Source organism: Lentibacillus cibarius, from assembly GCF_005887555.1.
Classification (GTDB): Bacteria; Bacillota; Bacilli; order Bacillales; family Amphibacillaceae; genus Lentibacillus; species Lentibacillus cibarius.
The window spans coordinates 2,295,482-2,309,595 of the sequence record NZ_VCIA01000001.1; the positions used below are offsets into that span (position 1 = coordinate 2,295,482).

The 14,114-nt window shown below is 40.4% G+C and carries 14 protein-coding genes and 2 pseudogenes; 15 read left to right on the top strand and 1 reads right to left on the bottom strand.

Going from position 1 to position 14,114, the window contains the following annotated elements; all coding sequences use genetic code 11:
* The first annotated feature begins 78 nt into the window (after positions 1 to 78).
* From FFL34_RS11270 to istA, 15 genes and pseudogenes are all read left to right on the top strand, one after another.
* Positions 79 to 1,161 (top strand): ABC transporter substrate-binding protein, encoded by a 1,083-nt coding sequence (locus tag FFL34_RS11270; protein WP_138604727.1) that lies wholly within the window; start codon positions 79 to 81, stop codon positions 1,159 to 1,161.
* On the top strand, positions 1,151 to 1,975 hold the full coding sequence (locus FFL34_RS11275) for an alkaline phosphatase family protein (protein WP_138603522.1): 825 nt from the start codon (positions 1,151 to 1,153) through the stop codon (positions 1,973 to 1,975). Before FFL34_RS11270 ends, FFL34_RS11275 begins: the two co-directional genes overlap by 11 nt.
* Positions 1,976 to 2,035: 60 nt before the next feature.
* Entirely contained in the window at positions 2,036 to 2,890 is an 855-nt protein-coding gene (locus FFL34_RS11280) for an ABC transporter permease (RefSeq protein WP_234031481.1), read from the top strand.
* Positions 2,887 to 3,690 carry an ABC transporter permease gene (locus FFL34_RS11285; RefSeq protein WP_138603523.1) on the top strand — a complete coding sequence of 268 codons (804 nt, stop codon included), beginning with the start codon at positions 2,887 to 2,889 and terminating at the stop codon, positions 3,688 to 3,690. Before FFL34_RS11280 ends, FFL34_RS11285 begins: the two co-directional genes overlap by 4 nt.
* Before the next feature lie 14 nt (positions 3,691 to 3,704).
* Positions 3,705 to 4,787 (top strand): ABC transporter ATP-binding protein, encoded by a 1,083-nt coding sequence (locus FFL34_RS11290; protein ID WP_138603524.1) that lies wholly within the window; start codon positions 3,705 to 3,707, stop codon positions 4,785 to 4,787.
* A gap of 32 nt (positions 4,788 to 4,819) precedes the next feature.
* Complete coding sequence (locus FFL34_RS11295) at positions 4,820 to 5,377, top strand: MgtC/SapB family protein (RefSeq protein WP_234031482.1); 558 nt, start codon at positions 4,820 to 4,822, stop codon at positions 5,375 to 5,377.
* 199 nt (positions 5,378 to 5,576) lie between these two features.
* Positions 5,577 to 5,708: a helix-turn-helix domain-containing protein gene (locus tag FFL34_RS11300; RefSeq protein WP_138603525.1), complete on the top strand. Its 132-nt coding sequence runs from the start codon at positions 5,577 to 5,579 to the stop codon at positions 5,706 to 5,708.
* Positions 5,709 to 5,776: 68 nt separating this feature from the next.
* On the top strand, positions 5,777 to 6,109 hold the full coding sequence (gene tnpA / locus FFL34_RS11305; protein WP_138603526.1) for an IS66 family insertion sequence element accessory protein TnpA: 333 nt from the start codon (positions 5,777 to 5,779) through the stop codon (positions 6,107 to 6,109).
* The gene (tnpB, locus tag FFL34_RS19040; RefSeq protein ID WP_138603527.1) at positions 6,103 to 6,459 is read left to right on the top strand and encodes an IS66 family insertion sequence element accessory protein TnpB; all 357 of its coding nucleotides are present in this window, start codon (positions 6,103 to 6,105) and stop codon (positions 6,457 to 6,459) included. Before tnpA ends, tnpB begins: the two co-directional genes overlap by 7 nt.
* 68 nt (positions 6,460 to 6,527) lie before the next feature.
* A pseudogene (tnpC, locus tag FFL34_RS11315) lies at positions 6,528 to 7,877 on the top strand (IS66 family transposase); the annotation flags it as partial.
* A gap of 140 nt (positions 7,878 to 8,017) precedes the next feature.
* Positions 8,018 to 9,217 carry a tyrosine-type recombinase/integrase gene (locus tag FFL34_RS11320; protein ID WP_171046263.1) on the top strand — a complete coding sequence of 400 codons (1,200 nt, stop codon included), beginning with the start codon at positions 8,018 to 8,020 and terminating at the stop codon, positions 9,215 to 9,217.
* Positions 9,214 to 10,173, top strand: coding sequence for a tyrosine-type recombinase/integrase (locus FFL34_RS11325; RefSeq protein ID WP_138601788.1), 960 nt, complete (start codon positions 9,214 to 9,216; stop codon positions 10,171 to 10,173). The genes FFL34_RS11320 and FFL34_RS11325 overlap by 4 nt, the downstream gene beginning before the upstream one ends.
* Positions 10,163 to 11,170 (top strand): tyrosine-type recombinase/integrase, encoded by a 1,008-nt coding sequence (locus tag FFL34_RS11330; protein WP_267900374.1) that lies wholly within the window; start codon positions 10,163 to 10,165, stop codon positions 11,168 to 11,170. Before FFL34_RS11325 ends, FFL34_RS11330 begins: the two co-directional genes overlap by 11 nt.
* A gap of 126 nt (positions 11,171 to 11,296) precedes the next feature.
* A pseudogene (locus FFL34_RS11335) lies at positions 11,297 to 11,527 on the top strand (transposase domain-containing protein); the annotation flags it as partial.
* 75 nt (positions 11,528 to 11,602) lie between these two features.
* A complete protein-coding gene (gene istA / locus FFL34_RS11340) occupies positions 11,603 to 12,658 on the top strand; it encodes an IS21 family transposase (RefSeq protein ID WP_138603528.1) in 1,056 nt (351 codons plus the stop codon).
* Here istA and FFL34_RS11345 read toward each other — a convergent pair.
* A complete protein-coding gene (locus FFL34_RS11345; protein ID WP_138601467.1) occupies positions 12,623 to 14,032 on the bottom strand; it encodes an ISLre2 family transposase in 1,410 nt (469 codons plus the stop codon). The genes istA and FFL34_RS11345 overlap by 36 nt on opposite strands.
* Between the last annotated feature and the right edge of the window lie 82 nt (positions 14,033 to 14,114).

The window sequence follows — 14,114 nt, forward strand, 5'->3', positions numbered from 1 at the left end:
TCCTTAATCAATGCTTTTGTTTTAATACAACCTTAATTTAATGAAAAGAGGCTGATAAAATTGAAAAAACGGAATATAATGAACCCCCTGTTGGGAATTGTTTTTGCAACACTTCTGGGAACTCTAGCTGCATGTAGCGGTGGGGAAGAAAGTTCGGCAATTGAAGACCCGAATTCTATGTCAGTAGAGGAAATCACTGAGAAGGCTAAAGAAGAAGGGAAGATTCAAAGTGTCGGAATGCCTGATAGTTGGGCAAACTGGGAAGAAACTTGGAAAGAGCTAGAAAAGGAATATGGATTGGATCATACCGATACAGATATGGACAGTGCAGAGGAAGTTGCACAATTTGAGGCGGAAGGAAAAAATGCCACAGCTGATATTGGTGATGTTGGTATTTCCTTTGGCCCCATAGCAGAAGAAAAGGGGGTAACAATGCCCTATAAAACTTCTTACTGGGATGATATTCCTGATTGGGCAAAGGATGATGACGGCGACTGGATTGTGGGATACCAAGGAACGATTGCAATCATGACAGATAAAAGGGTTGTTGATAATCCTCCTAGATCCTGGGGTGACATTTTAGAAGGTGATTATGAAGTTTCCGTTGGTGATGTTCAGAGTGCAACACAAGCGCAAATGGCCGTATTGTCTGCTGCCTTGGCTAATGGTGGAAGCGTTGATAATTTAATGCCGGGTATTGAATATTTCGCCAAGCTTGCAAAACAGGGAAGATTGGTATTAGTTAATCCTAACCTCCCAAAATGGGAAGCAAATGAAGTGGAAGTTGCTTTGATGTGGGACTTTAATGCCATTGGTTATGCGAATCAGCTAGATAAGGATAATTATGAAATCAGTATCCCTGAAGATGGTTCTGTGGTTAGCGGTTATGCAACGATTCTTAATAAATACGCTCCAAATCCACATGCTGCTATGTTGACTAGGGAGTATATCCTTAGTGATGCGGGGCAGGACAATCTGGCAAAAGGACATGCCCGACCAATCCGAGAAAATGCTGAGCTATCCCAGGAAGGAAAAGATAGCCTGTTACCGCCTGAGCAGTACGAAAATACCTTTACGATTGAAGATCAGGAGGCTCTAAGTAAAAGCTTAAGTAACCTTGTGGATCTATGGAAAGAGCATGTGTTAGCTTATGTCAACTAATAAAGTTATTTTAGTAGTTGTGGATGGAATGAGAAATGATACAGCGACAAGAAATTTAGGTTATGTTCATCATTTGGTGGAGAAAAATAAAGCCGCGCTGTATAAAGTGAAATCTGAGCTTCCAAGCTTGTCCCGTCCTTTATATGAAGTTATTTTGACTGGTACACCAAGTTTTGAAAATGGAATTGTGGATAACGCAGTTATTCGCAACTCCACAAAAGAAAGTCTGTTCCATATAACCAAAAAAAATGGTTTAAAAAATGCTACTGCTTCCTATTACTGGGTGAGTGAATTGTATAATCGTTCCCCTTTTGATGTCTATGAAGATCGTGAGCAGGAGGATGAAAGCAAACCGATTCAGTATGGAAGGTTTTATTTTGAAGACGATTATCCCGATTCCCATCTCATTATTGATGGAGAGCAATTGCGCAGGAATTTTGATCCAGACTTTTTATATATCCATCCAATGAATGTAGATTATATTGGTGAGATATATGGTTCTGAGTCGACAGAGTACCATAAACGTGTACTACAGACTGGGAAACATCTGGCACAGATTCTTCCAACCTGGATTGAGGAAGGTTATCAGGTGCTGATTACTGCAGATCATGGTATGAGTGAACACGGAACACACGGTGGAACAACAGAGGGTGAAAGAGATGTTCCGCTTTATGTAATTAGTCCAAAAGTTACTCCGGGAGTTCATGACGAAGAAATCCCTCAACTAGCTTTGGCGCCATTTGTCTGTAAACTTCTGGATGTTGATCCGTCTAAGGAGATGATTTCGTTTGAATTTCCTGGGTTAGAAGAGTAAATATCATTTCTGTGATTGCCTAATGTGGGCAATCACAGAAAAATAAAGGAGTGAAATATTTTGGAGACATTTGGGAAACAAAGACTTTTTCTTCTTCTTGTGCTGCTTCCATTTTTTTTGATTGTTTTCGGGTTTTTACTAGGGCCATTAGCCTCTATGCTTAAAAACAGTTTTTATGCTGATGACGGTGAAACACTAAGTTTTATTCAGTATCTTACTGTGATTAAAAGTAACTTTTATCTTAAATCAATTCTTAATAGTGTGATTATCTCACTGGTCTCAGCGCTGATTGGGATTATTATCGCAGTTATTTGTTCATATTCCATCACTCGGTTTTCAGAGAAAGTTCAGGACCGTTTATTAACAGTGTGCAATGTGTTTTCTAATTTCGAAGGGGTCCCTTTAGGGTTTTCAGCCATAATTTTATTAGGAAACAGCGGTCTGTTTATTCTATTCTTTGAAATGCTTGGTTTGGAAGCTTTTGCTCAATTTGATTTATATACTTGGGGAGGCATGATTCTTGTTTATGTCTTTTTCCAGACTCCCATTTCGATATTGCTTCTTTATCCTACATACTATGGGATGCGTGAAGAATGGCGGGAATCAGCCTTACTCCTTGGTGCGTCAAATGCTTCATACTGGAAACACATTGGCATTCCGATTTTACTGCCTAGTATTGTAGGGATACTGAGTATTTTATTTGGGAATGCCATGGGAGCATATGCTACAGCATATGCAATGGTTGGATCCACGTATAACCTGATGTCACTGCAAATTTCCGCTCTTATAGCCGGTGACGTTGTACTTAAACCGGAACTTGGGAGTGCAATGGGTGTGTACCTTGCAGTTATCACTATCTTAGCAATGATGATAAACGAAAAAATGATGCGCAAAGTAAGGAGGGATTTGGAATGAATAAAGAAAAATCTATCTGGATCCATAAACTTATAATTGTTGCGTTAATGATTTATCTGTTTACACCTATTCTTGGAACCTTTATCTATTCTATTGCGAAAGAATGGAGTTACTCTGTTTTGCCAGATTCTTATACCTTCCAGTGGTATGGTGAATTGCTTCAAGACCCGGCATTTTACAGTGCATTGGGCAGAACATTGTTTATAGTGATTGGAACCGTAACTTTAAGTGTATTTATTATGGTACCTACTGTTTTTATCGTCGTTACCTTTTTCCCCAAATGGGAAAGACTGCTTCAGGGTCTCTCACTGTTAAGATATGGGATACCGCCAGTTGTTGCTGCCATTGGGTTAATCCAAATGTACGCTTCTGGTATCATTCCAATTTATGGAACATTTTGGATATTGTTCGGTGCATATTTTGTTCTGATTTTACCGTTTATGTATCAGGGAATCAGAAACAGCATTAGGACAGTGAATGCAACTGATCTTATGGAATCAGCTGAATTACTTGGAGCTTCAAAAGTACGCTCCTTTATTTCTATTATCTTCCCAAATATCATTTCGGGAATTATCGTTTCCACAGTGCTATCAGTAGCTTTTCTATTTGGAGAATTTGTATTTGCCAATCTATTGGTCGGCGGCCAATTCGAAACAATCCAGATATTAATTTACAATAAACTGGAAACCAACGGCCATTCGGTAAGTGCTATTATTATCTTGTATTATTTTATACTGCTATTGATATCAGGGTTTATCATAAAAATAGGAATGCGTAGCAATAAGAAAGCTGCGTCTTAAGGAGGACTACAGTAATGGGCTTTGTAACTGCAGATAACATAAAAAAACAATTCGGTAGTGACACGGTACTAAAGCAAGTGTCTCTTTCCCTGGAAAAAGGGGAATTTGCTACTTTACTTGGACAAAGTGGCTGCGGAAAAAGTACATTGATGCGCTGTATTGCTGGTCTAAACAAAACAGATGGTGGGGCTATATATATCGATGGAAAAAATGTGACCGATGTAAGCCCTAAAGATCGACAGGTTGGAATGGTGTTTCAGTCCTACGCATTGTTTCCGAATATGACTGTATTCGATAATATTGCATTTGGCTTAAGAATGAAAAAGCTTAAAAATTTCAAGGAAGAAGTTCATAAAATGATTGAAATGATGGGACTGAAAGGAAAAGAGGATTCTTATCCCCAGCATTTATCGGGAGGACAGATGCAACGTGTTGCACTCGCCAGATCTTTAATTTTGCAGCCAAAAGTATTATTACTGGATGAACCACTAAGTGCACTGGATGCTAAAATAAGAAAAAATTTACAAAAAGAACTGAAACGGATTCAGCGTGAATTTAAGATTACAACAATATTTGTAACGCATGATCAAGAGGAAGCGATGACACTGTCCGATACAGTTCATTTAATGGATGAGGGACGAATCGTTCAATCAGGGGCGCCTAAAGAGATTTACACAAGCCCAACCAGTATCTTCATTGCAAGCTTTATTGGGAATTATAATATTTTAAAAAAGGAAGACTTCAAACGTCTTACCGGTAGCGAAAAAGAAAACTTCACAGAAGTGGCGATTCGCCCAGAGGTTATAAAAATAGTAACAGGATATAAAGAGATTTCCACAGAAAAAAAGGTACATTATACTGTTACTGGCGTAATTGGTGATATTTCCATGATTGGGAATGTGGTTCGTTATGAAGTGGAGGCTGCCGATTACACATTCCAGGTGGATTCACTGAATGATGGAGGGAATCATTTATGGGAAGGAAAAGAAATAACAGTCACTTTCTCAAAAGCCGATTGTTTATTTTATAGAAATGGTGAGTCACAATCCGATTCCGACAATGGGCACAATAATTATAGAGTAACAGAAATTAAGTGATAGTAAATTAATTAAATAGTGTATTTTGCCTTTTGTTAGAAGATAGGAGGTGCATAATAATAACACAACTTTTTTACGAATATGAAATATTTTTTAGGATATTGATCAGTGCGAGCTTAGGTTTTATTTTAGGATGGGACAGGACATCTAAAAACAAACCTGCTGGAATGAAAACATTTCCTTATGTGGCAGTCGCCTGTTCTTTAATCACGATTGTTTCTATAGAGAGTGTTGAACAGTACAATATACAAAATGTAGATAACGGATTGCGTATGGATCCGATGCGATTGGCAGCTCAAATTGTCTCTGGGTTAGGATTCCTTGGAGCAGGAGTCATTCTTAAAAATGGTTTAAAAATACAAGGCTTAACATCTGCTGCCATGATTTTTTTCGTCGGTGGCGTCGGAATTGGAATTGGTGCAGGGTTTTATTCCATTGTTATTTTCGCTACCTTTGTAACAATTGTATTGGCGAAAATAGGGATGTTTTTTGAAAAACATGATATCGGTAGAATGGGCAGCATTAAAGGAAAGCGTTGGTTTAGATGGAGGAAAAATAAACAAGTCGATAAGGAGCGCCAGAGTTTGTAAAAAAGGGTAATTATAGCATTAACCTCCATAGAATCGGGTTAGCATGGAAAAAAATCCGCTTCAGAAAATGACGCGTGAAATAAATAATAAATGCAAATCAGACTTTATGTTGCTGAATAAAGCTGTAAAAGGAATGTGTATAGTTCATAAGATTGTAAAAGAGGGTGGAATGTGAAGTCAAGATGGAGTGGATGGAAAGGTGGAAAAATGGGAAGTGTACATGGACATTCGCCAACTAAAAAAACAAGGCTTCAAGAAAGCCCAAATTGCTAGGAAACTTGGTGTATCACGAACAACTGTCGATGATTATTTAAAGGTAAGCGTCAGATAAAACACACGTTTTAAACCTTCATTATCAATGCGATAATCTTCCTAGACATTGATTTGGGAGGTTATGCGATGACGCAAAAAGACAAACGAATAGAATGGAAAACACGGTATAATGCCTGGAAAAAAAGCGATCAGAGTATAGCGGAGTGGTGTCGGAACCACGATATAAAGCCTCATCAAATGTATTACTGGGTTCAACAATTTGAAGAGGGGCAAGATGTCCAGAAAGAGGAACCGGGACAAACTCAATGGCTCGCGGTCCAAATGGATAATGAGATGGTTACGCCTGAAGGGCAGGGACCCATCTACATTCACGTTGGCGCCATATCTGTAGAAGTCCGTCCGGATGCCGACAGGAATCTGCTTTCTGACATTATGAAGCTTCTACAAAGCCAATGTTGACCAACGTCCCATTCGACAAAGTATATTTGGCACGCGGCAATACGGACCTGCGTAAATCCATTGACGGCTTGGCCGTCATTGTAAAGGAGTGTTTTGAACTCGATCCTTTTTCGCCCTGTCTGTTTGTTTTCTGTAACCGAAAACGCGACAAACTGAAAATCCTTCAGTGGGAGCACAATGGATTTTGGCTTCATTATCGGAGACTCGAAAGAGGCACGTTTCACTGGCCCTCTGAAAACGAAACAGCTCCGATGGGCATTAGTCAACGCCAGCTGCGCTGGCTACTCGATGGTCTTTCGATTAACCAGAAACAGGCACATCGTGAAGAAACAGCTCGTACCATTCTATAAAAAAGTGAAATATACAAATACGGGAATTCGACTAGGCAAGTCGGATTTTTTTCCTTATACTGGTGGGGATGGATAACACAGCGAACGCCTCACAAGAAACAATCGAATATTATCAGGCTCAGAATGAAAAGCTTGAAATGGAGAAGGAAGAACTGGAGGCCAAACTCAAATGGTATGAGGAGCAATTCCGACTCAGCCAGCAACGTCGGTTTGGATCTTCCAGTGAACAAGTCAATTCCGATCAAATTTCGCTTTTTAATGAAGCTGAAGATACGACCCATTCGACACTCGAGGAACCAGATCTTGAAACGGTTACTTATAAACGCAAAAAACGACGTGGCCATCGTGATCAAAAGCTTGACAACTTGCCTAAGGAAACCCTTGACTATCATTTGTCCGATGAGGAACAAATCTGTTCCTGTTGCGGCGGTACTCTGCATGATATGAGTACGGAAGTCCGCAAGGAACTAAAGGTCATTCCAGCCCAAGTTAAAGTTGTGGAACACGTTCAACATGTCTACAGTTGCCGCCATTGCGAACGTCATGAAATTGAAACGCCCATTGTGACGGCAAACATGCCTGAACCTGTTTTTCCGGGTAGCCTTGCATCGCCATCTGCGATGGCTTATACCATGACCCAAAAATATGTGGAAAGCATGCCTTTGTATCGTCAGGAGAAACACTTGGAGCGCTTTGGTGTATCGATCCCACGCCAGACGTTGGCTAACTGGATCGTTTATGGCGCCAGCACCTGGCTGCAGCTTATATACGATGAAATGTATGCCCATCTCATCGGGCACGACATTTTACATGCGGATGAAACGACGCTTCAGGTTCTTTCAGAACCTGATCGTCCGGCCAAGTCGAAGTCGTACATGTGGCTGTACAGAACCGGACGGGATGATACACCCATCGTGCTTTACGACTATCGGCAAACCCGGGCGAGTAAACATCCTCAACAATTCCTGTCCAATTTTCAGGGCTATTTACATGTGGATGGCTACTCGGGGTACAATGGCCTTTCCAACGTCACATTAGTTGGATGCTGGGCGCATGCCCGCCGAAAATTTACGGAGGCTTTGACAGCGCTGCCGGAATCTGCCAGTACGTCGGCGGTGAAAGCCAAAGAAGGCCTGGCTTTCTGTGATCGTTTATTTAATATAGAGCGTAATTTAAAGGACGTCAGTCCTGAAGAACGTCAAAAAGCACGTCTGGAACGCAGTCAGCCTGTTCTGGATGCTTTTTCGGCATGGCTTCGTGAACAAACACCTCATGTGCTGCCCAAAAGTGCTCTGGGCCAAGCTATTAAGTACTGTCGTAACCAATGGGAACGTCTGGAGAGGTTTTTACTGGACGGGCGCCTGGAGATCGACAACAATCGAGCTGAACGTTCCATCAAACCTTTTGTGATGGGGCGCAATTATGTTCTTAACCTAGTTATGTGCTGAAAATAAATATAAACCTTTTGGATAAATCCATTTTATCTAATTTCAGTACATAACGTTATAAGCATTGTCCTTTTGCTAAGATAAGAGTAAAAGAAAAGGAGCCAATGCTTATGTACAACGAAACACAAATTACTAACTTTGAAAAACATCTTGGTGAGAAGGGTTATTCCGACCTTGTTATTGGACAGTATCTTCGGAAAGTTAAAGATTTTTTAAAGTGCGATGAAGTACATTTTGTCCGAAGGACAGATCATGAGGAATTAAAGAAAGCTATAGAGAAGTATTTAGTAAAAATTCCATTGTCATCACAAAAAGGCACTATTCAAGCCGCTCTTCATGCTTATTATTACTTTCTTAGTGGTTACCAAATCTTCAGACGGCTAAATCTTTCAGATTTTGAAATAAATCCGTCTATTGAGGTTGAAATAGATAGGTTTCGAACATATTTAACTGAAGTGGCCAAACTAAGTGATAATACAATCTTTTCTCAATGTAATACCGTAAAATTATTTTTATATTCTAGTTTTCCAGAAAAAGACTTTTCGCCAGAAAAACTGACTGCCGATCATGTTCGAAGATACCTAACTGACACACTGCGTCATATTTCAAATGCATCAAAGAAAACTATGATAGTCAGAATTAGAAGTTACGCAAAGTTTCTTGAATTCAGAGATGGCTTCAACTTAGAGGAAATTTTGAATTTACCAATGACACCGCCTGTTTGGAAACAGGCAAGAATCTCCAAACATCTAACTGATTCAGAAATAGATACCCTTTTTTCATCATATGATCAATCAAATCCAACCGGAATCCGGAACTACGCAATTGCACGATGTTTAAAAGATTTAGGTCTTCGCTGTTCGGAAGCAGCTAAACTTTCATTGGATGACTTTGATTGGTTAAATGGAATTGTAACTATTAGACAAACAAAGTCACATTCCGAAAGAAGTCTTCCACTTCATGCTGTTACAGGCAAAGCTATTGAAAAATATTTATTACATTCCCGTCCAGCTACCCAAGAAAGAATTTTATTTGTGAGATTTAAAAAAGAACCGGGACAGCCGATGGGAACTTCCCAAGTTCGAAATACGGTAAGAGGTGCTGCTATTAGAGCCGGATTGGAGAATTTCACTGGCACACATATGTTAAGACATACGGCAGCTAAAGAAATGATCAATAATGGTGTTGAATTAAAGATGATCGCAGATATTCTGGGACATGAATCTATTGAAACAACCAGTATTTATACGAAGATAAACTTCACACAGTTACAGGAAGTTGCTGGAACTTGGCCAGAGGTGAGATCATGAATAGTAATCTCATCTCAAGGCAGGTAGAAGAATATATTTCTTATAAAAGGGGTCTTGGATTTCAGATTAAAATAGAATCTCAGGAATTAAGACGTTTTGCGGCATATACTGTCTCGATAGGGTATGAAGGTTCATTGGCCAAGGATGTTGCATTCCAATGGGCTACCCTTAAACCAGAATATTCACGGTGGTATATGGCAAGAAGGATGGAGACAATTCGAACATTCGCAAAGTATATTTGTGTATTGGATCCCATGGCACAGATGCCTCCAAAGGGTATGTTTGGGAAATGTCATGGGAGAACGACCCCATACATCTTTACTGAAGAAGAAATATGCATATTAATGAAAGCTTCAATGGAATTATATGCACCTGACGGTCTTAGATGTAGGACCATCTCTGCTGCAATTGGTCTCTTGTGGTCTACAGGGATGCGTCCAAATGAAGTATGTCAATTAATGGACGACGATGTCGATTTAAAAAACGGGCGGATTACTATTAGGGAGACCAAGTTTTCAAAAACTAGGATTATTCCTATTCATGAAACCACTAATTCGAAACTAAGTTCATATATAAATGCTAGGGATAAACTAAGGGAGGACTTTTCAGACCGACATTTCCTAATTACTTCAGGAAGTCGTAAACTGGCATTACGTAATTTTGAGTATGCATTGCAAGTAATCAGAAAGCAGCTCCTGGCAGATAATAAGGAATGGAATAGACGGCCTCCCAGATTATATGATATACGCCATACATTCGCATGTAACACTCTGCTAGGCTGGCTTAAAAACGGTATAAATATAGATAGGAAAATACTATACCTTTCCACTTATCTTGGCCACGTTAAAGTAGAAGATACCTATTGGTATCTTACAGGGACACCTGAGTTATTACAGATCGTTTCTGGAAATTTTGAAAAATACTTTTATGAGGGCGGTGTCAGCCATGGAGAGTAGTGATTTCCAAAGCCTCCTTCAAAACTTTTTCCTGAAATGGATGATGAGTCAAAAGAAAGTGTCCCCTTCTACTGTTCAAACGTATAAGGATACGTTCCGTATCCTATTAAAATATATGTATGATGAACATGGCGTGAAACCAGGTTCCATAAACATGGAAATAATAAATGCGGATATTATTATAGGATTCATGCATTACTTGGAAAATAATCGAAAAAACAAGTATAAGACAGTAAACAATAGGCTTGCGGCAATAAAATCGTTTATGGAATACGTATCCTACGAATGCCCAGAATATTCAGGAACTGCACAAAAGATAAAGGCCATACCCTTTCGAAAAATAGAAAAGAAGGAAATCTGCTATCTCACCAAGGAGGAAATGGATTCATTACTTAATTCCTGTGAAACCGAAAATTCCGAAGGAAGGCGTGATTATCTTATGTTGCTTCTCCTTTATAATTCAGGGATGCGGGTTTCGGAAATGATTTCGATACAAGGGAAAGATGCTCTTTTTTCCGATAATGGAAAATGTCATTTGAGAATTATAGGAAAAGGGAGAAAGGAACGGACTGTTCCTTTATGGCGAACGACATCGGAGTATCTTGCTGATTTTATGTATGAGTGTGGAATTCAAGAGGATGATTACTTGTTATCTGGCAGGAATGTAAAACATTTAACCCGTTCTGGGGTGCGTTATAGAATAGATCGCATCGTTAAGAAAGCAACTGCCATTTGTCCATCTTTAAATGATAAAACAGTAACGCCCCATGTGTTTCGGCATTCAACTGCAATGAGCCTGCTCCAATCAGGAATTGATATTTCAACAATAGCTATGTGGCTAGGGCACGAAAGTATTGAGACTACACATAAATATATGGTGGCTGATATAAAATTAAAGGAACGTGCGTTAAACAAACTACATGAACCTGAATCGAATGAAACGGACTATAGATATCAAGTAACTGATGAAATCCTTCAATTCTTAAATTCATTATAATAAGTATGTTATGTGCTGAGTCCTATAGTAAGTCGTTAATTTTAAAGTGCTTTTAAAAGCGGTTGGTAAACTCAGCACATAACTAGGTTAAGTACATAATTTCTATTATGTGTTTAAGAACATAATAGAAAAAACTGGCTGTTCAGCAACACGGCCAAAGGGGCAACAGCAAGCGCTGTTGTATACAGTGTGATTGAGACAGCCAAGGAGAACGGTTTAAGCCCTTTTAACTATCTCAACTTTTTATTTGAAGAACTTCCCAATATAGATACATCAGATAAAGCAAAGTTGGCATCTCTGATGCCCTGGTCCCAGGCACTCCCGGAAGAATGCCAAGTACCCAATCAATCTAAATAGAGTATATAACAAATCCCCATCTGATTACAGGTGGGGATTATTTGACGCTTACATTTAAAGCGAAATCCGAAAGAAATGGCGGTATGGGAAGCGGGGACAAAAACCCGATCCAAAAAGTTGGATCCCTATCATAATGATATTCTTTCCTGGCTAAAAGAACATACAGACATGTCAGCTGCGCAGGTTTTTGACTGGCTTCAGGAAAAGTATGGATATACAGGGGTTGCCGAAAGTACCGTTCGTAATTATGTTAGAGATCTTCGACAGCATTACCATTTGCCGAAAGTCCTAACGGTCCGCCAATATGAGGCCGTCCCTGATCCTCCGATGGGGAAACAGATGCAGGTGGATTTCGGTGAAACTAGACAACAAACAACGAAAGGAGAGGAAGTTAAGCTTTATTTTATCAGTTTTGTCTTGTCCCATTCACGATATAAGGTGGTGATATGGCTGGATCGGCCTTTTACAACAAAAGATGTATTATGGGCACACGAAAAGACCTTTGAAGTCTTAGGCGGAATGCCGGAGGAAATCGTCTTTGACCAAGACCGTCTTATCCTTGTTAATGAAAACGGCGGAGACTTAATCTATACAGCAGCTTTTCAGTCTTACCAGGAAGAAAGAGGATTCAATGTATATATGTGTAGAGGGGCTGATCCAGAATCGAAAGGACGAATTGAAAATGTCGTTGGGTTTGTGAAGAAAAGTTTTGCCAAGCATCGTATCTTCGACAATATTGATAAATGGAATGAAGCGTGTCAAGCATGGATTGATCGTACGGGAAACGGCAAGGTGCACAATACAACAAAAAAGAGACCGAACGCCGTGTTTCAGTTAGAAAAGAAACACCTTCGTCCGATCCACAAAAAGTCAACTATCTTTCATCAAGATAGTTCCAGTATAACAGTAACGGTGCGCAAGGACAACACAATACCTCATAAGGTATGTGTCAATCTTTTCTCGATGTGGTTGTCACACCAATATATTTGGCACTCTATTTTTGTACACGTTTTCCGGCTACCGCGCTGTCGCTTGGTGGCCTGCATGTTTTCGTCACGTTCCAAAACCCGGAACCTGACAAAAACATGCAGGGTATTACCTAAAACTCTTCATCAAGTTTCCTATCGCTGATGAATGGGCTGTATATAAACTGATGGAACCTTCTTTTGCGCCAATCGATGGGCGTGTTGGCTGATTCAAATACTCCGTCATGCGAACGGTCTTTTCAACGTCTCGCTGCTTGCGTGCGCTTCGTTTTTGGGATGTGAGATAAACATCCCGCAACGTGTTATTGAGGATACCCTGTTTTACTTTCACCATAGCTTCACTGCCTTCTACGCTCCAATGCATCCCCCGTCTTTTCATCCGGAAAGAAACGCGACGCTGATTGGATTCCATAGCCCCTAAGCCTCGTGCGTCTTCTGGCGGGTCTTCCACTTTCTCACGCCAGTCAAAAATACGATCCCAATTGTGCTGAATGTAAGTTCGAAAACCGTTTACCTTTTCTACCTGTTTTGCGTTTTCCAGGGTACTTTCGTATGTATCCAGCCAAAGTATGAACTGTTGCCAATCGTGTTGTTTTAACGCTTTTCTTATCCCGTCCTTAAATTCACTCTTTTCACCGCCTAATGCCCGATTTAACGCCTGAGCTACATGGTAAGCGTCAAGTTGATTCAACACGGGATAACGGGACTGGGAAAAGGCTTCCTGGAACCGTTCAGCTGTGTAGCCCTGCCCGCCATCACTATTTGTCACAACCTGCGTATTCTCCAGCGAATAACCATGGGCCGCATATGACTGCACCTCTTTCCAAAAGTCATCAGTCGGCTTCGTTGTCATGATTACGTGTTGATTGCTGAGTGAGACCCGTTTGCCATTTTTGACCCAGCCTTCATGCATAATCGCATGCCGGACCTCATGGCTTTTCTTTTTCTTTGTAGAACGGACAAAAACGCCATCTGCCTCTGTATATAAATAGTCAACTTCTTTTCCCTCCGGAAGGGACGCTGCTTCCTCCAGTTCAGCCGCCAGTTCCACATCAGCCTGGGACTGCGCATCTCCAACACGCTTCACGATACTCCCGACTGTTTGATGACTCATCGTTACGGGGGTCCATTCCTTCAAAGTTTGGACTGATGCACGATACGTGCTCTCACTAGCCAATTCAGCCACTTTTACCTCCGTCAGGGGACTGTATCGTTGACTTTTCCGAAGACCAGCCCACTCATCAAAGGGATAGTGAGAATCACCTTTCAGGTCATGCATTAATGTATGCCGAAAACGAACTGCCCCAAACGTGAATTGAACCGTTTTCCAATCTTCACGCTCGACAGTCCAGCCCAACTTCTGTTTCTCAGCTTTAATCACCTTATTAATCTGTGTGAACACTTCCCCCATCTGGGAAGCAAACACCTCATACATATAGAGTCGAATGCTTTCTTCCAAATCAACTAAGTTGTTTGTTTCCTTTATTAATGCGTATAATCTTGATATAATAGTTTCCATGAGAAGGCCTCTTTCGAAATGTATTTGCCCGTCAAAGCATACATTTATGATAGAGTGCCTTCTCTTTTTTGACTAGAAAATT

What these genes read in the sequence shown, in the direction of transcription:
- FFL34_RS11345 (WP_138601467.1), bottom strand. Translation starts at nt 14,032, where the DNA reads ATGGAAACTATTATATCAAGATTATACGCATTAATAAAGGAAACAAAC.
- FFL34_RS11325 (WP_138601788.1), top strand. Translation starts at nt 9,214, where the DNA reads ATGAATAGTAATCTCATCTCAAGGCAGGTAGAAGAATATATTTCTTAT.
- istA (WP_138603528.1), top strand. Translation starts at nt 11,603, where the DNA reads ATGGCGGTATGGGAAGCGGGGACAAAAACCCGATCCAAAAAGTTGGAT.
- FFL34_RS11330 (WP_267900374.1), top strand. Translation starts at nt 10,163, where the DNA reads ATGGAGAGTAGTGATTTCCAAAGCCTCCTTCAAAACTTTTTCCTGAAA.
- FFL34_RS11320 (WP_171046263.1), top strand. Translation starts at nt 8,018, where the DNA reads ATGTACAACGAAACACAAATTACTAACTTTGAAAAACATCTTGGTGAG.
- FFL34_RS11270 (WP_138604727.1), top strand. Translation starts at nt 79, where the DNA reads ATGAACCCCCTGTTGGGAATTGTTTTTGCAACACTTCTGGGAACTCTA.
- tnpB (WP_138603527.1), top strand. Translation starts at nt 6,103, where the DNA reads ATGTTGACCAACGTCCCATTCGACAAAGTATATTTGGCACGCGGCAAT.
- FFL34_RS11290 (WP_138603524.1), top strand. Translation starts at nt 3,705, where the DNA reads ATGGGCTTTGTAACTGCAGATAACATAAAAAAACAATTCGGTAGTGAC.
- FFL34_RS11285 (WP_138603523.1), top strand. Translation starts at nt 2,887, where the DNA reads ATGAATAAAGAAAAATCTATCTGGATCCATAAACTTATAATTGTTGCG.
- tnpA (WP_138603526.1), top strand. Translation starts at nt 5,777, where the DNA reads ATGACGCAAAAAGACAAACGAATAGAATGGAAAACACGGTATAATGCC.
- FFL34_RS11275 (WP_138603522.1), top strand. Translation starts at nt 1,151, where the DNA reads ATGTCAACTAATAAAGTTATTTTAGTAGTTGTGGATGGAATGAGAAAT.